This is a genomic window from Pseudomonas sp. R9.37 (assembly GCF_963878885.1).
GTDB lineage: Bacteria > Pseudomonadota > Gammaproteobacteria > Pseudomonadales > Pseudomonadaceae > Aquipseudomonas.
Window position 1 is genome coordinate 21,935 of the sequence record NZ_CAWNZA010000013.1, and the last position, 22,626, is coordinate 44,560.

Annotated in this window: 16 protein-coding genes; 13 read left to right on the forward strand and 3 right to left on the reverse strand. The window is 61.5% G+C overall.

The genetic code is table 11. The features are described from left to right. The first annotated feature begins 84 nt into the window (after positions 1-84). A complete protein-coding gene (locus AACU78_RS10705; protein WP_106580481.1) occupies positions 85-486 on the forward strand; it encodes a cupin domain-containing protein in 402 nt (133 codons plus the stop codon). A gap of 138 nt (positions 487-624) precedes the next feature. Here AACU78_RS10705 and AACU78_RS10710 read toward each other — a convergent pair whose 3' ends face one another. Then, a complete protein-coding gene (locus tag AACU78_RS10710; protein ID WP_106580482.1) occupies positions 625-1,254 on the reverse strand; it encodes a DNA-3-methyladenine glycosylase I in 630 nt (209 codons plus the stop codon). Positions 1,255-1,471: 217 nt separating this feature from the next. Between AACU78_RS10710 and AACU78_RS10715 the strand changes: the two genes are divergently transcribed. From AACU78_RS10715 to AACU78_RS10725, 3 genes are all read left to right on the forward strand, one after another. After that, complete coding sequence (locus AACU78_RS10715; RefSeq protein ID WP_177410144.1) at positions 1,472-2,797, forward strand: C4-dicarboxylate transporter DctA; 1,326 nt, start codon at positions 1,472-1,474, stop codon at positions 2,795-2,797. A 171-nt stretch (positions 2,798-2,968) separates the two neighbouring features. Continuing rightward, positions 2,969-3,670, forward strand: coding sequence for a FadR/GntR family transcriptional regulator (locus AACU78_RS10720; protein WP_106580484.1), 702 nt, complete (start codon positions 2,969-2,971; stop codon positions 3,668-3,670). Between the two features lie 17 nt (positions 3,671-3,687). Continuing rightward, positions 3,688-4,374: a GntR family transcriptional regulator gene (locus AACU78_RS10725; RefSeq protein WP_106580485.1), complete on the forward strand. Its 687-nt coding sequence runs from the start codon at positions 3,688-3,690 to the stop codon at positions 4,372-4,374. 30 nt (positions 4,375-4,404) lie between these two features. Here AACU78_RS10725 and AACU78_RS10730 read toward each other — a convergent pair whose 3' ends face one another. Both AACU78_RS10730 and AACU78_RS10735 read right to left on the reverse strand, forming a co-directional pair. Next, positions 4,405-4,983 (reverse strand): LOG family protein, encoded by a 579-nt coding sequence (locus AACU78_RS10730; protein ID WP_106580486.1) that lies wholly within the window; start codon positions 4,981-4,983, stop codon positions 4,405-4,407. A 301-nt stretch (positions 4,984-5,284) separates the two neighbouring features. Continuing rightward, the gene (locus AACU78_RS10735; RefSeq protein WP_106580487.1) at positions 5,285-10,153 is read right to left on the reverse strand and encodes an NAD-glutamate dehydrogenase; all 4,869 of its coding nucleotides are present in this window, start codon (positions 10,151-10,153) and stop codon (positions 5,285-5,287) included. A gap of 480 nt (positions 10,154-10,633) precedes the next feature. Here AACU78_RS10735 and AACU78_RS10740 point away from each other — a divergent pair, with 480 nt between their 5' ends. The 9 genes from AACU78_RS10740 to AACU78_RS10780 all read left to right on the forward strand — a co-directional run bounded on the left by AACU78_RS10740 (position 10,634) and on the right by AACU78_RS10780 (position 22,522). Next, a complete protein-coding gene (locus tag AACU78_RS10740) occupies positions 10,634-10,987 on the forward strand; it encodes a hypothetical protein (RefSeq protein ID WP_106580488.1) in 354 nt (117 codons plus the stop codon). Between the two features lie 258 nt (positions 10,988-11,245). Then, positions 11,246-12,205 carry an AAA family ATPase gene (locus AACU78_RS10745; protein ID WP_003174327.1) on the forward strand — a complete coding sequence of 320 codons (960 nt, stop codon included), beginning with the start codon at positions 11,246-11,248 and terminating at the stop codon, positions 12,203-12,205. Between the two features lie 5 nt (positions 12,206-12,210). Beyond that, the gene (locus tag AACU78_RS10750) at positions 12,211-13,143 is read left to right on the forward strand and encodes a DUF58 domain-containing protein (RefSeq protein ID WP_106580489.1); all 933 of its coding nucleotides are present in this window, start codon (positions 12,211-12,213) and stop codon (positions 13,141-13,143) included. Further along, positions 13,140-13,634 (forward strand): DUF4381 domain-containing protein, encoded by a 495-nt coding sequence (locus AACU78_RS10755; protein ID WP_106580490.1) that lies wholly within the window; start codon positions 13,140-13,142, stop codon positions 13,632-13,634. The genes AACU78_RS10750 and AACU78_RS10755 overlap by 4 nt, the downstream gene beginning before the upstream one ends. Continuing rightward, positions 13,627-14,715, forward strand: a complete 1,089-nt coding sequence (locus tag AACU78_RS10760; protein ID WP_106580491.1) for a vWA domain-containing protein — start codon at positions 13,627-13,629, stop codon at positions 14,713-14,715. The genes AACU78_RS10755 and AACU78_RS10760 overlap by 8 nt, the downstream gene beginning before the upstream one ends. Continuing rightward, entirely contained in the window at positions 14,712-16,451 is a 1,740-nt protein-coding gene (locus AACU78_RS10765; RefSeq protein WP_106580492.1) for a tetratricopeptide repeat protein, read from the forward strand. The genes AACU78_RS10760 and AACU78_RS10765 overlap by 4 nt, the downstream gene beginning before the upstream one ends. Further along, positions 16,448-18,088 carry a BatD family protein gene (locus tag AACU78_RS10770; protein WP_106580493.1) on the forward strand — a complete coding sequence of 547 codons (1,641 nt, stop codon included), beginning with the start codon at positions 16,448-16,450 and terminating at the stop codon, positions 18,086-18,088. Before AACU78_RS10765 ends, AACU78_RS10770 begins: the two co-directional genes overlap by 4 nt. Positions 18,089-18,252: 164 nt before the next feature. Next, positions 18,253-20,676 carry a YncE family protein gene (locus tag AACU78_RS10775; protein ID WP_106580494.1) on the forward strand — a complete coding sequence of 808 codons (2,424 nt, stop codon included), beginning with the start codon at positions 18,253-18,255 and terminating at the stop codon, positions 20,674-20,676. Between the two features lie 1,561 nt (positions 20,677-22,237). Further along, entirely contained in the window at positions 22,238-22,522 is a 285-nt protein-coding gene (locus AACU78_RS10780; protein ID WP_177410143.1) for a DUF6124 family protein, read from the forward strand. Positions 22,523-22,626: the final 104 nt, after the last annotated feature.

Here is a 22,626-nt window from a genome sequence, read left to right on the forward strand (position 1 = left end):
CGGGTTTTCCCGCGCATTGGTCATTGGTCCGGTGCGCTCGGCGGCGTAGGGTGAAGATGTCTCGAACTTCTCGGAAACCTCATCATGAAACGACTGCTCGCTGCCACCCTGATGCTCGCCTCGCTCAGCGCCCTCGCCCACGAGCCGGTTTACAACCAGGAATCCATCAAGGTGCTGCAGGAACACGCCTTGACCAATGTGCCCGGCAAGAAAACCATCATGCTCACCGTCGATTACGCCCCCGGCCAGGCCACCGTGCCGCACAGCCACACCGGCACTGCCGTGGCGTATGTGCTGGAGGGTGAGATCACCTCGCGGGTCAACGATGAAAAGGCGATTACCTACAAGGTCGGTGAGTCGTTCTATGAAGCGGCCGGCTCGCGGCACTTTGAATCAAGCAATGCCAGCCAGACCCAGCCGGCCAAGCTGCTGGTGGTGATGGTGCTGGATGACAAGGCCGAGGTGCTGACGCCGCTGCCACAGTAACCAGCCACACCACAAAACTGAATTGTGGGAGCTGGCTTGCCTGCGATAGCGGTACATCAGAAACAGATGTGTTGGCTGACTCACCGCCATCGCAGGCAAGCCAGCTCCCACAGTTTGAAAGGTGTTTGATCCGAGGATTCAGGGGCGTTTGAATTGTCGGCGAAGGTCTTCGATCTGCGCTCGGCAGGCACAGCCTTCCAAGTGATCATTGACCATGCCCATCGCCTGCATCAACGCATACATCGTGGTCGGGCCGACAAAGGTCCAGCCGCGTTTTTTCAAGGCTTTGGATAAGCGCACCGAAGCCGGTGACGTTGGGTTGCCGGTCCAGTAAGCCATGTCCACCACGGCCGGGCGCTCCGCCTCGGCTGGCTCGAACGCCCATATCCAATGGGCCAGCGAGCCGGTTTCCTCCACCAGTTCGCACGCCCTGCGCGCGTTGTTGATGGTGGAGACGATCTTGGCCCGATTGCGCACGATGCCGGGGTCATTCATCAGGCGGGCGATATCCGCCTCGCCATACTGAGCGACGCGGCTAAAATCAAAGCCCTCGAAGGCAGCCCGAAACTGCTCGCGCTTGCGCAGGATGGTGATCCACGCCATGCCGGCCTGAAAGCCTTCCAGGCAAATCTTCTCGTACAGTTGAATATCATCCGCCACCGGCACGCCCCACTCGTGGTCGTGATAGCGCGGGTACTCCGGCGCCGCCGTGCGCCAGGTGCAGTGGGTCTGCCCTGTGGCGTCCGTGGTCAGTCCTGATGCATCCATCAATCACCTCGCGATTCAAGCCGCGGATGATAAGCGAATTTTTTTCCAGCCCGCCAACCGCTCAAGCGCCACGCTTGCCGACCAACTGGTCAGACCGGGACCTGTCAACCGCCGATTATTTACTTGTGATTTCAAAAAAGCCCGGCGTAGACTGGCCACGCACTGGACTTACCGGTAAGACCACAACAATTAAGCCCTGGAACCACCAGGGCACCGAATAGAGATCCCTCCCATGCTCAGATGGTGCTCGCGTTCGATTTTCCTGCAAGTCGTGATAGGCCTGATGCTGGGCATTATCTGCGGCCTGGCCCTTCCCGAATTCTCCTCGCAACTCAAACCCCTGGGTGACGGCTTTATCAAGCTGATCAAAATGCTGATTGGCCTGATCGTATTCTGCGTGGTGGTCAGCGGTATTTCCGGCGCCGGCGACTTGAAGAAAGTCGGGCGCATCGGCCTCAAGTCAGTGATCTACTTTGAAGTGCTGACCACCGTCGCACTGGTGATCGGCCTGATCATGGCGTTCAGCACCGGTATCGGCCAAGGCGCGAATATTCATCTGGAACAGCTTTCGTCCGCCGGGTTGAATGAACTGGCCGACAAAGGCCAACACATCCGCGGCACCAGCCAGTTCCTGATGGACCTGATCCCCAACTCGGTGATCGGCGCCTTCGCCGACAACAACGTGCTGCAAGTGTTGCTGTTCTCGGTGCTGTTCGGCAGCGCGCTGAACCTGGTGGGCGAAGCCGCCTCGGGCATTTCGCGGTTGATCAACGAGCTGAGCCACGTGATATTCCGCATCATGGGCATGATCGTGCGCCTGGCGCCGATCGGCGTGTTCGGCGCCATTGCGTTTACCACCAGCACCTATGGCCTGGATTCGCTGCAACACCTGGGCAGCCTGGTGGGTTTGTTCTACCTGACCTGCTTTGTCTTTGTCGCGGTGGTGCTTGGCCTGGTGATGCGCGTGTCCGGCCTGCGCATGCTGCCGCTGCTCAAGTACCTGCGCGAAGAACTGCTGATCGTGATGGGCACCGCCTCCTCCGATGCGGTACTGCCACAGATCATGCGCAAACTCGAGCACCTGGGCATTGGCAGCTCGACCGTAGGCCTGGTGATTCCGACGGGCTACTCGTTCAACCTCGACGGCTTTTCGATTTACCTGACCCTGGCCATCGTGTTTATTGCCAATGCCACCGGCACGCCGCTGTCGATGACCGACTTGCTGACCATCCTGCTGGTGTCGTTGATTACCTCCAAGGGCGCCCATGGGATTCCCGGCTCGGCACTGGTGATTCTGGCGGCGACACTCACCGCTATCCCGGCGATTCCCGTCGTAGGGCTGGTGCTGGTGTTGGCGGTCGACTGGTTCATGGGTATTGGGCGCGCATTGACTAACCTGATCGGCAACTGCGTCGCCACGGTGGCCATTGCTCGCTGGGAAAAAGACATCGATATCCAACGCGCCAACAAGGTGCTCAACGGCCAGCAAGGCTATGCCTTCCAGGCCAAGAAGCCGGTGCTGCCGGCGCATCAGGAGTTCTGACCCATTCTATGAGCGACACAGGTCAGCTGTGGGAGCGGGCTGGCTCGCGAAGGTGCAGGTTCAGCTTGCACATGGGGTGACTGACATCGCGCATTCGCGAGCAAGCCCGCTCCCACCTTTTGACCGTCGCCAGTTTGGCCATTGTATTCGCACCATCAAGGAGACGTAGACGTGATCAGCACCTCAACCGTCGTCAATTCAGTCGTAGAAAAACTGCGCGCAGCACTCAAGCGTGGCCAGTGGCGGCGTGGCGAAATGCTGCCCGGCCAGCGTGAACTGGCCGAGCAGATGGGCATCAGCCGCCCGAGCCTGCGCGAAGCGGTAATCGTGCTGGAAACCCTTGGCCTGGTGCGCTCGATGCCCGGCAAGGGCGTGGTGGTATTGGAAACCAGCGTCAGCGAGCCGCACGCCAGCGACGCCGTGGCCGACGCCAGCCTCGAAGACATCCTGCAACTGCGCTACACCCTCGAGCCCTTCATCGTCGGCCTGGTCGCCCAGTCCATCAGCAGCAAAGAAGTCGGGCAACTGCGGCTCACCTTGATGGACATGCGTGAAGCCCTGGATGCCGGCGATGCCGAAGCGGGCATGAATGCCTACATCGGCTTTCACGAAGAACTGTTCGCCCTCACCTCCAACCCGATCTTTCAAAACGTGGTGCAACAGACCAGCAACGCCCTCAAGCAAAGTGCCCAGGTGCTGCGCAACTCGCCTGAACATTTGGCCGAACGCCTGCAGGAAAACGAAGCCGTGGTGCGCGCCATCCGCAACAAGAACAGTGCACTGGCCAGTGCCGAGATGCGTCGGCACATCCTCCAGGAAGGCCTGCGCATGGGCATTCGCTTGAACATCCCGGACGACCATCTGGGCAGCTGATTTTTTGGAGACCGGCCATGACCGCCCACGCGCTGCAACGCGATCCCATTCTCCCGGCCCTGCGCCTTGTGGCCGGTAAAAAGCCCTCGGTGGACGACATCTACCCGCGCTTGTTTGATGCCATCCTCGAACAGCGCATCGCCCCCGCCAGCCGGTTTACCGAAGAAGGCCTGGGCGAAACCTTTGGTGTGAGCCGCAGCGTGATTCGGCGCGTACTGGCCAAGCTGTCCCATCAGCAAGTGATCATCCTGCGACCCAACCAGCGCGCCCAAGTGGCCGCGCCGGACGCCCAGCAGACGCGGCAGATTCTGGAAGCGCGGCGAATGACGGAAGTGACCGTGGTGCAGCTGGCCTGCGCCCAGGCCACGCCCGCGCATATTCGGCAGTTACGTGAGTTGATCGCCCGTGAACGTGATTGCATCGACCGCGACCAGCGCGCAACGGCGATTCGACTGTCCGGGGAATTCCACCTGCAATTGGCCGCGATGGCGCACAACGCGCCCCTGGCGCAGTTCCTCAATAGCTTGGTGCCGTTGACCTCATTGATCATTGCCCAATACGAGGCACACGCCTGCACGTACTGCGCGTGGCAGGAGCATGTGGCGATTGTGGATGCGCTGGAACAACGCGATGTGAACCGCGCAATCGGCCTGATGACCCAGCACCTGGATCATCTGGAGGCAAAATTGCTCACACTCGACTGACGCTCGCCACCGCGTCGGTTGCCTGCGGCATCAGGTGTCTTCTCGCGTGATCCACTTGGGCACCTTGGGCGCCTGGTAACTCAACACGGCGGCCAGCAAACGCTCCACGTTCGGTTCCACGATCAGCATGTTGCGGTGCACGGGTTTTAGAAACGCCTCACTGACAACCGAGTCGAGAAACGTGGCCAGGCCGTCGTAAAAGCCGTTGATGTTCAGCAGAGCGCACGGTTTTGCGTGCTGGCCAAGTTGCGCCCAGGTCCAGACCTCAAACAACTCTTCAAACGTACCGATGCCGCCGGGCAACGCGATAAAGCCGTCGGAAAGCTCGGCCATCAGCGCTTTGCGCTCGTGCATGGAGCTGACGATCCGCAAGTCTTTGAGGCCGGTGTGCGCCAGTTCCTTCTCGGCCAGAAACGCTGGCATGACCCCGATCACTTCACCGCCATTGGCCAGCGCGGCGTCAGCCACCGCCCCCATCAAGCCGACCGAGGCGCCACCGTAGACCACCCCGATACCCGCCTTGGCCAGCGCCTCACCCAACTGAGCCGCCATTTGCGCATACACCGGCAATCGGCCCGGGCTTGAACCCGAGAAAATACAAAGTCGCATACACCCTCACTTGATCTGATTGTGTTGAGCACAGCCCGCATTTAACCACGCCAGGTCCAACGAGCAGAATTAGCCTACCGGCCACCTTTAAGCATTACTACGTTAGATCGATCGTACAAAGATCCAATTGTGGGAGCTGGCTTGCCTGCGATAGCGGTGGGTCAGTTCGCACAGCTTTCACTCAAAGACCGCCATCGCAGGCAAGCCAGCTCCCACACGTGACCCAGGGTGTCTGGTAAGGCGTGGCGAAACAAAAAGCCCCCGTCTCTTGCGAGACGGGGGCTTTTGTTTTACCGCAGGATCAAGCCGGTTGCAGCACCGACTGACCGCTCAACGCCAGGTCCAGCAGTTCACGGTTGGCGACTGCATACATGGCGTAGTCCGTGCCGACCGCAGCACGAATTTCCACCATCATGGCGCGCCAGCGATCAGCCATGTCCTGATGCTGCTCAAGCCACAGGGCCACACGGGCTTCCATGTCGTGTGGCGCGTCGGCCATTTGCAGAACAGCGATGGTGATCGCGCGTTGCTGCCAGTCCACGTCATCGCGGAAGGCTTCGCGGGCCGCGGCCTGCCAGTTGTTGGCCACCGGCAGATCGCTGATCTGCTGCAGGTACCATGGCAAGTCCAGGGCGCTGCCGACGGCGAAGTAGGCCTTGGCCACTTCGGCGGCGTCATGCCCGGTCACGTCGGCGGCTTCGATGATTGGCAGCAGGGTGTACAGGTGAGTCGTGCCTGCAACCATGCGCGCCAACAACTCTGGCACACCCGCTTCGGTGTAGGCCTGGTAGCGGTTCTGCCAGCCTTCACGGGTCGGGCCTTCCAGCAGTTCGTCGAGCTTGAGGCCCAGCGCTGCCAGGTGCGGACCGAAGTGCGCGGTGTCACGGCCAGCATCCTGCTCGTTGCGACGGCTGCGCAGGAACCAGCGCGTGGCACGGCGGCCCAGACGCATCAGCTCGTCCATCAACTCCAGTTGCACGTCAGCGGAAACCTGGTGGTCCAGGGCTTCGATCTGACGGAACCAGTGCGGGAGATGGAAGATGTCACGCACGATCACGTAGGCACCGGCCACGTTCGCCGGGCTCATGCCGGTCGACTCTTTGAGCCGCTGCACGAAGGTGATGCCCATGTGGTTGACCAGGTCATTGGCGATCTGGGTGCTGACGATCTCGCGCTTGAGGCGGTGGCGACGCATGGCTTCGCCGAACTTGGCGACCAGGCTCGGCGGGAACGCGGTCTCCATGTCTCGGGTCAGGTAGTCGTCATCCGGCACCAGCGACTTGAGCAGGGCTTCCTTGAGGTCGATCTTGCTGTAGGAGATCAACACCGACAGCTCCGGACGGGTCAGGCCCTTGCCGTTGGAGGCGCGCTCGGTGAGCTGCTCCTCGGTCGGCAGGTACTCGATGGCGCGGTCCAGCTTGCCACGGCCTTCCAGGTCGCTCATCAGACGCTTGTACTCGGCAGCACGCTCGTAGGCACGCCGCGCAGCCAGGGACAGGGCCTGGGTCTGCTTGTAGTTGTTGCCCAACACCAGGTTGCCGACTTCGTCGGTCATGCTCGCCAGCAGCTGGTTGCGCTGCTTGTCGGTCATGTCACCGGCCTGCACCACTTCGTTGAGCAGGATCTTGATGTTCACTTCGTGGTCGGAGCAGTCCACGCCACCGGCGTTGTCGATGAAGTCGGTGTTGGAACCGCCGCCATTGAGACCGAATTCCACACGGCCCAGTTGGGTCATGCCGAGGTTACCGCCCTCGCCCACTACTTTGCAGCGCAGCTCGTTGCCGTTGACACGCAAAGCGTCGTTGGCCTTGTCGCCCACGTCGGCATGGCTTTCGGTGCTGGCCTTGACGTAAGTGCCGATGCCGCCGTTCCACAACAGGTCTACCGGCGCCTTGAGCAAGGCGTTCAGCAGCTCGGTCGGGGTCAGCTTGTCGGCCTGGATGTCGAAGCGTTCTTTCATCTGTGGCGAGATGGCAATGCTTTTCGCGCTGCGTGAGAAGATACCGCCGCCTTCGGACATGATGCTGGTGTCGTAGTCGGTCCAGGCCGAACGCGGCAGCTCGAACAAACGCTTGCGCTCGACGAAGCTGGTCGCCGGGTTCGGGTTTGGATCGATGAAGATGTGCAGGTGGTTGAAGGCCGCGACCAGTTGCAGCTTGTCGGACATGAGCAAGCCGTTACCGAACACGTCACCGGCCATGTCGCCGACGCCGACCACCGTGATGCTGTCTTCCTGCACGTTGATGCCGCGCTCACGGAAGTGACGCTGCACACCCACCCACGCGCCCTTGGCGGTGATGCCCATTTTCTTGTGGTCGTAACCGGCCGAACCACCGGAAGCGAACGCGTCGCCCAGCCAGAAGCCGTAGTCGATGGCGATGCCGTTGGCGATGTCGGAGAAGGTCGCAGTGCCCTTGTCCGCTGCCACGACCAGGTACGGGTCATCGTCGTCATGACGCACGACGTTGGCCGGCGGCACCAGGGCGCCGTCTTTCAGGTTGTCGGTGATGTCCAACAGGCCCGAGATGAAGATGCGGTAGCAGGCGATGCCCTCGGCCGCGATTTCGTCGCGGGTGCCGCCCAATGGCAGGCGACGCGGCAGGAAGCCGCCCTTCGCGCCCACGGGCACGATCACCGAGTTTTTCACTTGCTGGGCTTTTACCAGGCCGAGCACTTCGGTACGGAAGTCTTCTTCACGGTCGGACCAGCGCAGGCCGCCACGTGCCACGTTGCCAAAGCGCAGGTGCACGCCTTCAACACGCGGCGAGTACACGAAGATTTCAAACTTCGGCACCGGCTTGGGCAGCTCAGGAATCGCGCGCGGGTCGAACTTGAAGCTGAAGTACGACTTGTTCTGGCCGTTGGCGTCGGTCTGGTAGAAGTTGGTCCGCAGGGTGGCCTTGATCAGGTCCAGGTAGCGACGCAGGATGCGGTCTTCGTTGAGCACCTGAACGTCGTCCAGGGCAGTCAGAATCGCTTGTTCCAGGCGTTGCTGCTTGTCTTCCAGGTCATCGGCGGTGAGCTTGCGCGCCAGGTAGAAGCGCGTCTTGAACAACCGGGTCAACTCGCGGGCGATGTCGGTGTGGTTATTCAGGGTACTGGCGATGTAACCCAGGTCGAAGCCCAGGCGGATCTGCTTCAAGTAACGCGCATAGGCACGCAGCAGCGCCACGTCGCGCCATGGCAGGCCGGCAGTCAGTACCAGGCGGTTGAACGCATCGTTTTCGGCATCGCCGTGCACGATGTGCACAAACGCGTCCTGCAGGGTGTCGTTGAGCTGCTGAATATCGAGGTTCACGCCTTCGGCGGCGATAAAGGCGAAATCGTGAATCCAGAACTCGCGGCCATTGGCATGGCGCAGGCGGTACGGGAATTCACCCAGCACGCGCAGGCCAAGGTTTTCCAGGATCGGCAGCACGTCGGACAGTGCCAGCGGCGTGTCAGCGTGGTAGAGCTTGCAATGCAGCTCGCGCTGGCCGGAGACCTGGCCCAGCGGCTGGTAGAAGCTCATCACCAGCGGGTTGGCTTCGGTCAGGCTGTTCAGGTGCTGCATGTCGACCACGGCCGAATGCGCGGCAAAACGCTCGCGGTAGCCGGCCGGGAAGCCTTTCGGGAAGTCCGCCAGCACATTGGTGCCCTGGGCTTCGCCGAAGCTTTCGACCACAAGGCTGGAGTAGTCGTCCTGCCAGCTGCGGCAGGCTTGCACCACTTCTTTTTCCAGTTGCAGCGGGTCCATGTCCAGGCGGTTCTTGGGGTCAACCCGCAGAATCAGCTGCACGCGTGCCAGCACGGACTCGGAGAAGAAGGTCCAGAATTCGCAGTCCGAGGCTTTCAAGCGATCCATCAGCACTTGCTGGATCTTTTGGCGCACTTCGGTGGAATAGATGTCGCGCGGCACGTAGGCCAGGCAGTAGCAGAAACGACCGTACGGGTCTTTGCGCAGGAACACGCGGATCTTGTTGCGTTCCTGGATCTGCACGATCGACATCACGGTGCTGAACAGTTCGTCGACCGGGGTCTGGAACAGGTCGTCACGCGGCAGCACTTCAACCACTTGAGCAAGCTCTTTGCCCAGGTGAGCCTTGGGTTGGAAACCCGAACGGCGTTCGATTTCCGCGACCTTGCGACGGATGTACGGAATCACTCGCACGCTTTCGCCGTACACCGAGGAGGTGTAGAGGCCCATGAAGCGGTGTTCCTTGATGACCTTGCCGTCAGCGTCGATCTCGCGGATCGACACGTAGTCCGGGTACGCCGGGCGATGCACGCGGCTTGGGTGCGCAGCCTTGGCGAACGACAGCACGGTCGGCTCACGCAGGTAGGCCACGGCGTAGTCTTCGATGCGCAGGTCTTCGGCGGTGAGGCCGGCACGCAGCAGCTTGGTCAGTCCGAGGAAGGAATTGGCGTCATATTCGATATGACCGCCGTCCGCCTCGTCACGTACCACGAACTCTTCATAGCCCAGGAAGGTGAAGTGGTTGCCCACCAGCCATTCGAGGAAGTTCTTGATCTCGGCTTTTTCTTCGCCGTCGATGCTGAACTGGCTGGCGTCGATACCGGCCAGCAGGTCCTGGACCTTGGCTTTCATCGGTTCGAAATCAGCCACGGCCACGCGCACTTCGCCCAGCACCTGCTCAAGCTCTTTGCTCAGCACGTTGAGTTCGGCGGCATTGGCGCAGCGGTCGATTTCCAGGTACATCAGCGATTCTTGCTGAATGCCTTCGCCCTGGGTGCCTTTAGGCAGGATTTCCAGCAACTCGCCCTTGTTGCCACGGCGCACGCTGAGCACGGTGGTTTGCAGGGTGTGAATGCTGTAGCCACGACGGTTCAGCTCGGTACGCACCGAGTCGACCAGGAAGGGCAAGTCATGGTGCAGCACTTCGACCGCGGTGTGCGTCGATTGCCAGCCATGACGTTCGTAATCGGGGTTGTAGACCCGCACCTGTGGTTGGGTGTGATCAAAGCGCTCAAGCAGGCGCCAGGCAGACAAGGTGCAACCGGCCAGGTCGGAAAGGCGACGTTGGGTCAGTTCGTCCAGGGAAATGATGCCGAAAAATTGTTCAGCAAACAGCGCCACTTGTGGCAGTGCCTGTTCACTGATGTGCTGCGCCAGTGCCGCTTGCAGTTGATGCTGGAAGTCGGCCTTGCTGGCTGCGGTGAAGAACGCCATCTGTGGTACTCCGCTTGGGCTTGTTATTGATGGAAGCGTCGCGTGTTATCCCCTTGCGGGGAGACCGTCAGCTCTGTTCGCGGTCTACAGTAACGAATTCAGAGTGACAGGTGGGTGAAGCTGGACAAGACAATGAGGTCACATACAACTTCCATAAGATGTACATCGTGCAGGGCGACGGTACGACGGGCAGGTCAGACTCCCGGCACAGGGCACATCCGTTGCGCAGCTTAACGAGTGTAGGAAGACAGCTGCTTGCGACGCTGCGACATATTCGGTCATCGGTACGCAGGCTTGGGGTTGCGACTTGAGCAACCCGGATTTTTCCGAAGAAAAACCGCCTGTTTTCAAGCCTTCGAGCACCGAAAATGACTGGTATTGCCCGTCAGGTCATGCACTGGGTCTGACACACGATGCAGCACAAAATTCGCGGCGATGGCACAATTGGCGCGCTGCGCCCTTCCCCAGACAGGATTTCCCATGCTGCAACTGAACACTGACGCACTGATGGCCACCCCGTGCGACGAAGAAGAAGACAACATGGCCATGCTCTGCTGTCACGGCAAAAACGGCGAGATGTTCATGCTCACCCGTTACCCGGATGAAGAGGAAGTAGAACTGACCTGGGATTACGAGCCTTCGACCCTCGATGGCCTGAAAGTCACGCTGAGCAACACGACGTTGCGGGTGGAGTTGGCTGCAGGCGATGCCGATGCGCTGGGGGGCAAGGATCATCTGGAAATTCTCCACAGCACCGCCGCGTCGGATTTGGCTGAAGTTGAGGAAACCTTGCAGAACATTCTTAAGGGCACTGGTACGTTCACGCGAATCTAAGCTGCACCAACGATCAAATATGGGAGGGGGCTTGCCCCCGATAGCAGTCGATCAGTTATAGATGTATAAACTGATGCACCGCTATCGGGGGCAAGCCCCCTCCTACATTGCCGCCGTTCCCATACAAATTTCCTACAAGATTTGCCAAAAATACCCGTCACGCCGTTAGTCGCCACCCCCCTCGATGCATTAAAGTAAGCGCCCCAGGCCCGGCGTTTTTATCAACGCCCGGCCTCATCTCTCCAGGAACCGTCATCGATGGAACATCGTGAAGCGCTGCTCGCGCTGCGAACTTTTCTTTCTACGCAGATTCTCGGCCAGGAAAAACTCATTGATCGCCTGCTGATCGCCCTGCTGGCCGACGGCCACATGCTCGTCGAAGGCGCACCGGGCCTGGCCAAGACCAAGGCCATCAAAGAGTTGGCTGAAGGCATCGAAGCGCAGTTCCATCGTATCCAGTTCACCCCCGACCTGCTGCCCGCCGACATCACGGGCACCGAGATCTATCGCCCGGAAACCGGCAGTTTCGTGTTCCAGCAGGGGCCGATCTTTCACAACCTGGTGCTGGCGGACGAAATCAACCGCGCACCGGCCAAGGTGCAGTCGGCATTGCTCGAGGCCATGGCCGAGCGCCAGGTCAGCGTGGGCCGCAGCACGTACGACCTGTCGCCGCTGTTTCTGGTGATGGCCACGCAAAACCCCATCGAGCAGGAAGGCACCTACCCACTGCCCGAAGCCCAGCTCGACCGTTTCCTGATGCACGTCAAGATCGGCTTCCCGGACGCCGCCGTCGAACGGCGCATCCTGCAACAAGCCCGCGGCGAAGCCCTCAACGGTGAAACCAAACCCGAGCGCCGCGTCAGCCAGCAGGCGATCTTCGCGGCGCGCAAGGAAATCCTTGGCCTGTACATGGCCGACGCGGTGGAGGAATACCTGGTGCAGCTGGTCATGGCCACCCGCACCCCGGCCAAGTTCGACCCGGAGATGGCCGAGTGGATCGCCTACGGCGCCAGCCCGCGTGGCTCCATCGCCCTCGACCGTTGCGCGCGTGCTCACGCCTGGCTGGCCGGGCGCGACTTTGTGAGCCCGGAAGACATCCAGGCGGTGCTGTTCGACGTGCTGCGCCATCGCATCATCCTGTCGTTCGAAGCGGAAGCGGCCGGCATCGACCAGGACCGTGTGGTGCAACGCATTCTCGACGTCGTTGCCGTCGCTTGAACCCCATGAACGCAGGCGATGGCATCCGCGTCACACTCAGCGAATTGATTGAGATGCGCCACCGCGTGCGCGAAGTGCAGCTGTTTTCCACGCCGAGCCAGCGCAGCCCGCTGATCGGCCTGCACCATTCCAAGCTGCGTGGGCGTGGCGTCGACTTCGACCAGGTGCGCGTGTACCAGGCCGGCGACGACGTGCGCACCATCGACTGGCGCGTCACGGCGCGCACCCAGGAGCCGCACACCAAACTGTTCCACGAAGAGCGCGAACGCCCGATTTTCATCATGGTTGAGCAAAGTTGCCGGCTGTTTTTCGGCTCTGGCCAAATGTTCAAGTCAGTGCTCGCCGCGCAAGCCGCCAGCCTGATTGGCTGGGCAGCGCTGGGCCATAACGACCGCGTCGGCGGGCTGGTGTTTGGCGACAACGAACACTACGAAATCAAACCCCGGCGCAGCAAACAAAGCTTGTTGCAACTGCTCAACCGCCTGGTGCGCGTCAACCAGAGCCTCAACACCGAGAGCCGCCCCGAAGCCGACGCGTTGGGCATGGCGCTGCGCCGTGGCCGCGAAGTGCTGCGCCCAGGCAGCCTGGTGATTGTGATCTGCGACGAGCGCGCGCTGACCGAAGGCGCAGAGCAACAACTCAGCCTGCTGTCTCGGCACTGCGACCTGCTGCTGTTGCCGATTTCAGACCCGCTGGACCACGCCCTGCCCGCCGCCGGCCTGTTACGTTTTGCCGAGCGGGGCGCACAACTGGAACTCGACACGCTGAACTTCGACTTGCGCCAGGCCTACAAAGCCCAGGCCGAAGCCCGCATCGCGCGTTGGGAGCTGCTGGCGCAAAAGCTGCGAATCCTGCTGATGCCGTTGAGCACGCAAAGCGAAATGGTCGAGCAACTGCGCGAATACCTCAACCCGCAACGCCCGGTTAAAAAGCAATGAGCAGCCTCGACCAACTGCAACCTTTGATCGCCCCGCCGGCAATCGGTTTCTGGCCGCCTGCGCCAGGGTGGTGGCTGTTGCTGCTGGTGATTCCGCTGTTTGGCTGGGGGCTGTGGTCGCTGCGCCGTTTCCTGCCCAAGCGCCGCCCGGTGGCCCGCGCCGAACAACCGCTGGACCCACTGCGCATCGCCGCCCTCGCCGAGCTGGCGTTGATGCCCAAACCCTACGACGGCGCGCCCGCCGGTGCCTGGCTGCAGCAACTCAACGGCCTGCTCAAGCGCCTGTGCCGCAACGACTACCCCTACAGCCAGAGCCACACCCTCAATGGCCGCAAATGGCTGGCGTTCCTCGACAACCGCTGCCCGGCTGCCGGCCTCACGCGCTGGATGGTCCTGGTAGAAGGCGCTTACAAACCCGAATGCAAACTCGACGACAAGGCCATCGCCGGCCTGACCCAAGCCGTCGACACCTGGATTCGCAAACATGTTTGAGTTCGCCTGGCCGTGGATCTTCGCCCTGTTGCCATTGCCCTGGTTGATGCGGCTTGTCTTGCCGGTGGCCGACAGCGGTGAGCCGGCGTTAAAAGTCAGCTACCTCGCCGACCTCGAAGGCCTGGCCCGCCGTCGCGCACGCGTCAACCTGCCCGGCTGGCGCCAGCAGGCGCCGTTTGTGGTGATGTGGTTGCTGCTGTTGACCGCCGCCGCGCGCCCGGAATGGCTCGGCGAGCCGCTGCCGATTGCCGCCAGCGGCCGCGACCTGCTGGTGGCGGTGGACGTGTCCGGTTCGATGGACTTCCCCGACATGCACTGGCAGGACGAGGACGTCAGCCGCTTGAGCCTGGTGCAACACTTGCTCGGCGACTTCCTTGAAAGCCGTGAAGGCGACCGCGTCGGCCTGATCCTGTTTGGCAGCCAGGCCTACCTGCAGGCACCGCTAACCTTTGACCGGCGCACCGTGCGCACCTGGCTCGACGAAGCGCGCATCGGTATCGCCGGCAAAAACACCGCCATCGGCGACGCAATCGGCCTGGCCCTGAAACGCCTGCGCCAGCGCCCGGCGCAAAGCCGCGTGCTGATTCTGGTCACCGACGGCGCCAATAACGCCGGCCAGATCGACCCGCTGACCGCCGCGCGCCTGGCCGCTGAAGAAGGCGTGAAGATTTACCCGATCGGCATTGGCGCCGATCCGGCGCAAACCGGTTCCCTGGGCATTCTGGGCGTCAACCCGAGCCTGGACCTCGACGAGCCCGCGTTGAAGGCCATCGCCGACGCCACCGGTGGCCGCTATTTCCGCGCCCGCGACGGCGACGAGTTGCTCAAGATCAAGCAAACCCTCGACCAGCTTGAGCCCGTTGCCCAGCAACCGACCCAGGCGCGTCCGGCCCAGGCGCTGTACAGCGCGCCATTGGCCCTTGCGCTGGTTCTGAGCATGTTGCTGGTGATCCAGGAACGCTGGCCCAACAACGCGCTGCAACGCGCCTTGCATAAACTCTCGACCAAGGGCAATTTCCTGCAACAGCACCCTGAATGGCGCCAGCGCCTCAAACGCCTGCGTTTGCGGAGGCGTCGATGATCGACCTGTGGCCGCACTGGTTCCGCCCTTGGTGGGTGTTGCTGTTGCCGTTGCTCGGCTGGCTGCTGTGGCAGCTGTGGCATCGGCAAAAGCGCGCCGGGCGCTGGCAGATAATTTTGCCGCCGGCATTTCATGCGGTACTGCTCAGTGGCGGCAATGGCCGCGAGAGCAAATCGCCGTGGGTGGTGCTGGGCATCGCCTGGCTGCTGGCCGTGTTGGCGTTGCTTGGCCCCGGCTGGCAACGGGTTGAACAGTCCAGCCAGAAACCCGCCGACCCGCTGGTGGTGTTGCTGGAATTGACCCCGGAAATGCTCGCCACCGACAGCCCGCCCAATCGCCTCGAACAAGCCCGGCGCAAGCTCTATGACTTGCTGCAAGCACGCGCCGATGCACCGACCGCCATCGTCGTGTATGCCGGCAGCGCCCACACGCTGGTGCCGCTGTCGGATGACTTGGGCACCAGCCGCAACCTGCTCGAAGCCCTGCGCCCCTCGATCATGCCCGAGCCCGGCCATCGCGCCGACCTCGCCGTGGAGAAAGCCCTGGGTTTGCTCAAGCAGGGCGGCCTCGGCCAAGGGCGCCTGTTGTTGGTGGGCTCATCGCTGTCCAAGCAGGAACGCCAGGGCATTCGGCTGCAGCTGCAAGGGGCGCAGGCGCCGACGTTGTCGATCCTCGGCATCGGCAGCCGCGAAGGCACGCCGGTGACCCAGGAGAGCGGCGAGTTCCTCAAGGACGACCAGGGCGCGATTCTGGTGCCGCGCCTCGACAGCCCAACCCTCAAGGCGTTTGCCAGCGAAATGGGCGGTCGCTACCGCGCCGCGCGCCTGGACGACAAGGACCTGCGCCAACTCAACTTGCTCGACGGCCCGCAGACCCTGCGCAACGACGGCCAGTTATTGCACCTCGACACGTGGGCCGATCAGGGTTACTGGCTGCTGCTGCCACTGTTGTTGCTCGCGGCCTGCGCCGGGCGCCGCGGCTGGCTGTTCTGCCTGCCGTTGCTGTTAATGGGCGCGCCGCAGCCCAGCTATGCCTTCGATTTTCAGGACCTGTGGCTGCGTCCCGACCAACAGGGCCAATACCTGCTGAAGAAAAAACGCCCGGCCGAAGCCGCCGAACACTTCGAAAACCCGCAATGGCAGGGCGTTGCCCTGTACGAGGCGGGTAATTACGCCGAGGCGATCAAGCGTTTTGCGCTGAGCAATGACGCCTATTCCCACTACAACCGCGGCAATGCCCTGGCCAAGTCCGGCGAACTGGAAGCCGCGATTGATGCCTACGAACAGGCGCTGGAAGCCCAACCTGACCTGCAACCGGCGTTGAAAAACAAAGCGCTGGTCGAAACTCTGATTCAGGAAAAGGCCCAGCCGGAGCCCGCCAAGCCGGCAAAAAAGGAAGATGACGAAACCACCCAACCCGGCCAAACTGCGCAACCGGGCACGAGCGGGCAAAGTGCCACGGGTGGAGAACAGTCGCCCCAAGGTCAGGGCGAGGCCGGCACCGGCGATACCCAGACCGGTGGCACGCCCAAAGCTGGCGGCAACGACGTACCGGGCAGCGAACTGGGCGACGAACACACCACCACCCCGCCGCTGCGCCCCGCCGATGCCAGCATCGACGGCGAGCATCGTCAGGCCCTGGAGCAATGGCTGCGGGAAATTCCGGACAACCCCGGCGAACTGCTGCGGCGCAAATTCTGGTACGAACAGCAACAACATCAGGACAAGACTCGATGAGCCGCCGCACCACCCTTCTGCTCCTGCTCGCGTTAACGGCAGGCCACGCCCAGGCGGCGAACCTGGTCGCCAGCGTCGACCGCAGCCGCCTCAATTCCGGGGAAACGGTGGAGCTGACAGTCGAGTCCAGCGACGTCACCCAATTCGGCAAGCCGGACCTGGCGCCGCTGGATGCGCAGTTTGAAGTCAGCGGCACTCGCCAGATCAACCAACTGACCACCCTGGGCGGCGACAATCACGCCACCACGCGCTGGATCATCACCCTGCTGCCCAAGGAAAACGGCACCGTGGTGATTCCGCCGCTGCAAGTGGGCGAACTCAAGACCCAGCCGATCAGCCTGCAAGTGGTCGAAACCGCAAGCCAGAACACCAGCGCCGAGCTGGCCCCGGTATTCATCGAAGCCAACCTCGACCAGAGCAGCGTGTATGTCCAGGCCCAGGCGCTGCTGACCGTGCGCGTGTACCACTCGGTGTCGCTGTACGACGACAGCAGCCTCACGCCGTTGCAGATTCCCGATGCGCGCATCGAGCAATTGGGCGAGTCGCGCACCTATGAAAAAGTCATCAACAGCATTCGCCATGGCGTGATCGAAACCCGCTATGCGATCTACCCGCAGCACAGCGGCGCCTTGGTGATCCCGGCGCAGACTTTCAGCGCCACGCTGGTGGAATCGCGCCCGCCGCAGGAAAACACGCTGCAGGGCACCAAGCCGGGCAAGCTGATTCACGTCAGCTCAGCCGAAATTGCGCTGACGGTCAAACCCAAGCCGGCGCTGTACCCGGCCGACGCGCCGTGGATACCGGCCCGCAGCCTCAGCCTGACGCAAGCCTGGAACCCAGAGCCTGAGCACGTGCAAGTCGGCGACTCGCTGACCCGCAGCCTCACGGTCAAGGCCGAAGGGTTGTCCAGCGCACAGCTGCCGGCCCTGCCCAGCACCGACATCAATGGCCTGCGCCGCTACCCCGACCAGCCGGTGCTGGGCAACCAGAACAACGACCACGGCCTGACCGCCAGCCGCGAAGACCGCGAAGCCCTGGTGCCGACCCGCGCCGGCGCCATCGAATTGCCTGCCATCGAAGTGGTGTGGTGGAACACCCACGAAGACCACCTTGAGCGCAGCAGCCTGCCTGCCCGCACGCTGCAGGTGGCGACCAACCCGAGCCTGGTGGTCGACACCCCCGCCACGCCGACCGTGATCACCGCGCCAGACGATGACCGCCTGTGGCTGTGGCAGCTCAGCACGTTGATCTTCGCCTGCACCACGCTGCTGGGCTTCGGCCTGTGGTGGCGTGCGCGTCGGCAACCGGCCGTGCAACGGGCCGCTCAGACGGGCCCGAGCCCGCGCTCACTGCTCGACGACCTCAAGCGCGCAACCCAGGCCAACGACCCGCAGGCCACGCGCCAGGCGCTGGATGCCTGGGCACGGCAACAACCGGAGACGTTGGCCGACATGGCGGCGCGGTTTGTGCCGTTGTCCGATGCGCTGGACGGGTTGAATGGTGCGCTCTACAGCGAAAGTGGCCATTTCTGGTTGGGTGAAGACCTTTGGCGTGCGGTCAAGGCCATCCCGGTTGCCGAGCGAGAGCAAGACCCGGCGACGGATACCACCAGCTTGCCGCCGTTGTATCCGAAATAAGTCCGTGCGGGGTCGGCCGATCCAGCACCCGCAAGGCAACGGCCCCCGCAACCGTTAGTCGTCACTGTCAATTCTGACAGTAGATTCGCTCAGTGCTAGAAGCGTTTTATTCACCTTGCTTGTCGCGCGGTAACCGCGCGCCTCAACCCTGCGAGGTGTTAGCTATGTCTACCGTGCCTGGTACCTATGATTTGCTCACTGATTTACCTTATTCAGCCTTCCAGCACGTCCCGTTACGTGATCCCGATGACCCTGCACTGCCCAACACGCTGTATCCCGAAACAGCCGTCGTAGGCTGGGGGCAACGCCAAGTACTGCCGACCACTCGCATTACCACGAACGCCTGGCACACGCTGTCCATAAACGACAACCACTCGATTTACATAAACAACGCGCAAGTGGCCGCAGACTTCGTCAGGGCGATCCGCCCCAGTTACGATCTGAATATCACCGGTACAACCCTGCGCGATGGCGAAGTTTCCCTGTTTGCCAGGGTACAGCGGGCCGGCAGCGGGCAGGAAAGTCGCTCAGAGCCCCAGACGGTTTTGATCAAGACCACCTTGCCCGGCGGCATCGACCGCGTGCTCGGGGATACGTGGCTCAGTGGCTTGAACATGCGCATTGAAAACCTTCCCGAAGGTTCGGTGATTGACCCAGACGTCGCCGCGGCCGGGATGTGGTGCCTGATTGACAAATACGAAAACGCCCGCAAGAACGACACCATTGATATTTCCGTGGGAGGGGTGTTCGTCACGCACACCTTGAGCCCCGCCGAGGCCGCCGGGCCTGGGCCGTTTCGCGTGTATGTTCCGTCGGATATCTTCGCTCGCATCAGCCAGTCCGGCCCCGTTGAAGTCTCCTTCCAGGTCACCGATGTGGTGAAAAACGTATCCGGTGGGCTCGGGGCGAAATACATCTATTCAAGGCCCGTCACGCTGGAGAGTGAGCTGGACACCCGGCTGCTCCCCTACCCGCTGTTTAACGTCAACGGGATAGAGTCCGCCCTGGTGGATCTCGACACTCAAAGCAACGCGATCTTCACCGTAGTGGTCACCGGGCTGCCGCGCGCTGCCATCGCGCCTGCTCCCCCTAACCGGGTCGTGGTGAGGTTGACGATCACCCGGCCGGACGGGTCAATCAATATTGTGACCTTGCCACCGGTGAACGACAGGAACGTTCGCACAGAGACGATCACTGTCGACCCCAACGTGATCCGGCAACTGGCGGGTAGCACGTTTCGTGTGGCGTTTGAAACACAAACCGCCGCCGGGAGCCCGCTGGTGCGGTCGGGCAGCTACCAAGTCCGAGTGGTGGGCACGCCAGTGGTAGCGCCGCTGGTGCGGCCATTGATTAACGGAACGCCCAATAACGGCACCCTGGACCTCAATAAATTCGCCGGCAACGGCCTATTGTCTATGGAAAAATGGCCTTCGAGCGCGGCGGGGCAACGGGTCTGGATCACGGCCAGCAGTGAAGGCGTAGCGGACCTGGTGGTGCTGAACGGAGCAGTCCCGATTACCGCAAATGAAGCGCTCAACGGGCTGGCAAACATCCCCGTACTTCGCACGTGGCTGCAACAGGTCAAGTCCGGCAGAATCACCCTCACAGGCGGGATCACCCTCAATGGCAGCACAGACCCCGCGATGGCGGTTGCTTTTCTGCCGACCAGCTATCAAATTCGGCAGGAACTGGGGATTATCGAAAGCATTGCGGTGGGCTCACAGCCACACTACATGGTGATCACCCGCGATGGCCAAACCGCCTACCTCACCAACTTCGGTAGCCATACCGTCTCGGTGATTGATATTCCCCGGCGCAAAGTGACGCGCACCATCAGCGGTTTCAACCAGCCGTTTCGCATCCTCTTGAGTCCTGATGAAACCAAACTGTATGTCGGCGACCTGGCGCAATACAGCGGCCCCGCTGAAAGAGCGGTGTGCGTCGTCGATATCAACAGCGCAAGCATCATCCAGAGATTCTCGGGGTTCAATTACATATGGGGATTGGCCATCAACCCTAGCGCTACGCGCCTGTACGTCAGTGACAGCGTTGGCTCCACTGTCACTGTCCTCGACGCGATAACCGGGGCTCGCTTGAGCTCAACGCCAGTCAAAAACCCGTATGGGATCGAATACAACCCACTGCGAACGCTCCTTTACGTCGCGGCGCCTGGAGAAGTGGATGTATTCAACCCGGCGGACAGCGCAGGCGTGCTCTCGCGCATTACAGGCCTGGGCTGGGACACGACCGGCTCAAATATAGCGTTCATTCCAAACGACCGGCCGTTCCAGCGTGCTTATGTGACCGGCACACGAGGGATCACGATTTTTAACAGCCAGACCAACGCCATTCAAGGCGTGCTGGGCGGTTTTTATAATTCGTACGGCGTGGCCATGAACACCCGTGTTCCGGAATGCTATGTCACCTCTGCAGATAACACGTTTACCGTGATCAACACAGAGACGCAAACCGTGGTTCGCACGTACATGGGCTTCTTCAACCCCGCAGGCGTCGCTGTAACACCTGACGGGTTTGTTGCTCTAGTGGCCAACCAGGCGAACGGAACGTTGTCCTTCGTCGCTCTATAGCTGCAGAAGACTTAAAGCGGGACTCAACAGGCGTGAGTCCCGTTTTTTTTCATCTGGTTTAAGGCCAGCAATCCTTATCCCTTTAATTTTCAGGAGTTTCCACATCAAGACCTCAACTTCGAAGACGCCCTGAATCAGATCTGCGATCTCCTTCGCTGCGCAGCCGCTACCCCCTGGCCGACCCGCATGCTGGAGTGCGTGCACGCCGCATAACCCCTGGGGGTGCCATCGCCGCTGGGTACATATCCGTTATTTGGGTGATGGCTGATATCGGTTCCGCTCTTACAGCGGGTCACTTTTGAAAAGAGCCCAAAAGTAACCAAAAGGCTCTTGCCCCACCACTCGGCACCTCGCCTAGGCTCGGTGTGCCCGAACGAAGGCTTGAATCCGTGGGCCGCCGCGATGGGCCATCCATGGCCCAACGCGGCTAACCCGGCGTCCTGCCGGGTTACCCACGGATTCAAGCCTGCGTTCGGCCAGCGTGGTTTAACGGGGCGCCTAAGGTCAAAGTCAAAAGCAGATCAAGATCAAAAGCAGAGCACGGCGGCCTAGTAGCCGACCTGAGTGGTTAGATCAAAAGCGCAAACGAGGCGGCCTGATCTTGGATGCGTGGGAGCTGGCTTGCCTGCGATGGCATCAACCCGGTGGGCCTGATGGACCGAGTTGTCTGCATCGCAGGCAAGCCAGCTCCCACAGAAAAGCAAAAGCAGTGCGGTGGTGGAGGCTGCACTTGATCAACTTGTGGGAGCGGGCTTGCTCGCGAAGGCGGTGTGTCAGCTACACATGGGCTAACTGACACACCGCCTTCGCGAGCAAGCCCGCTCCCACATTTGGAGCTCAGTACATCAGACAAAGATGTGTTGCTGTGCTGTTGCCCTGCTTTTGCTTCTACCACTCAGGTCGGCTTTCAGGCCGCCGTGCTCTGCTTTTGACTTTGATCTGACAGGCCCCGTCAACCACGCTGGCCGAACGCAGGCTTGAATCCGTGGGTAACCCGGCAGGACGCCGGGTTAGCCGCGTTGGGCCATGGATGGCCCGTCGCGGCGGCCCACGGATTTAAGCCGGAGTGAGGGCATGCCGAGCCTAAGCGAGGCACCGAGTGGTGGGGCAAAGACCTTTTGGTTACTTTTGGGGCGTTTGCCAAAAGTGACCCGCTGTAAGAGCGGAACCCTAAGTGGCCGTAACCGCAGCACCGGATATGTACTCAACCCCCCGCCCCCACGGTAGATCACTGCCACCTGATCGACACGCATTGTTAAAGGCCAGCAATCCACATCCCTTTAATTCGCGGGAAGTTTCCTAGACAATCCTTCGGCCTTGCGCCTGCCCACCTCACTGGCTAGCCTTCGCTCCGTCGCTGCATATCAGCGATCAGGGGTGAGATCCTGTGTAGGCGCCAAGTGTCACAACCGCGAGCAATATGCTCTATGGCGGCTGTGTGCGGGCAGACTTCGGTCTGGCCGGGTGCTCCTACCGGTTATCTCACCCCGCACATAGCTGCCACCTTTTGTCGAGTGAGATCTGCAAAAGAATGGCTCCCAATCTTCCAGGAGTTTCATTCATGAACAAAATCGTCCCCGACCCACCCCGCGAAATTTTTGAGCGTGCCCTGCGCCACTACTTGCAACCCGATTCACTGCCGTCCTTCGTCGCGCATCACGACCTCAGCTTCGAAGACGCCCTGGCCCAAATCTGCGACCTGCTGCGCTGCGCCGCCGCCACCGCGGCCGGCACCACGCAAACGCTGCTCGGCCATGAACGCGACATGGCGAGCGCCACCGAACGCCTGATCAACAACGCCAAAACCTTGGCCGACCGCGCGCTGAACTGTCTGCACGCCGCATAACCCCTATGGGCGCTGGCGTGCCTGCGATACAGGCAACTCGGTCTTTCAGTCAAACCGAGACGATACCATCGCAGGCAAGCCAGCTCCCACAGTTGATCTGGGCC

Bases quoted from the DNA above. Each gene is read 5' to 3' on its own strand.
- AACU78_RS10755 (WP_106580490.1), top strand. From the start codon at position 13,140: ATGAGCAGCCTCGACCAACTGCAACCTTTGATCGCCCCGCCGGCAATC.
- AACU78_RS10735 (WP_106580487.1), bottom strand. From the start codon at position 10,153: ATGGCGTTCTTCACCGCAGCCAGCAAGGCCGACTTCCAGCATCAACTG.
- AACU78_RS10730 (WP_106580486.1), bottom strand. From the start codon at position 4,983: ATGCGACTTTGTATTTTCTCGGGTTCAAGCCCGGGCCGATTGCCGGTG.
- AACU78_RS10745 (WP_003174327.1), top strand. From the start codon at position 11,246: ATGGAACATCGTGAAGCGCTGCTCGCGCTGCGAACTTTTCTTTCTACG.
- AACU78_RS10710 (WP_106580482.1), bottom strand. From the start codon at position 1,254: ATGGATGCATCAGGACTGACCACGGACGCCACAGGGCAGACCCACTGC.
- AACU78_RS10705 (WP_106580481.1), top strand. From the start codon at position 85: ATGAAACGACTGCTCGCTGCCACCCTGATGCTCGCCTCGCTCAGCGCC.
- AACU78_RS10770 (WP_106580493.1), top strand. From the start codon at position 16,448: ATGAGCCGCCGCACCACCCTTCTGCTCCTGCTCGCGTTAACGGCAGGC.
- AACU78_RS10780 (WP_177410143.1), top strand. From the start codon at position 22,238: ATGAACAAAATCGTCCCCGACCCACCCCGCGAAATTTTTGAGCGTGCC.
- AACU78_RS10765 (WP_106580492.1), top strand. From the start codon at position 14,712: ATGATCGACCTGTGGCCGCACTGGTTCCGCCCTTGGTGGGTGTTGCTG.
- AACU78_RS10725 (WP_106580485.1), top strand. From the start codon at position 3,688: ATGACCGCCCACGCGCTGCAACGCGATCCCATTCTCCCGGCCCTGCGC.
- AACU78_RS10750 (WP_106580489.1), top strand. From the start codon at position 12,211: ATGAACGCAGGCGATGGCATCCGCGTCACACTCAGCGAATTGATTGAG.
- AACU78_RS10740 (WP_106580488.1), top strand. From the start codon at position 10,634: ATGCTGCAACTGAACACTGACGCACTGATGGCCACCCCGTGCGACGAA.
- AACU78_RS10760 (WP_106580491.1), top strand. From the start codon at position 13,627: ATGTTTGAGTTCGCCTGGCCGTGGATCTTCGCCCTGTTGCCATTGCCC.
- AACU78_RS10775 (WP_106580494.1), top strand. From the start codon at position 18,253: ATGTCTACCGTGCCTGGTACCTATGATTTGCTCACTGATTTACCTTAT.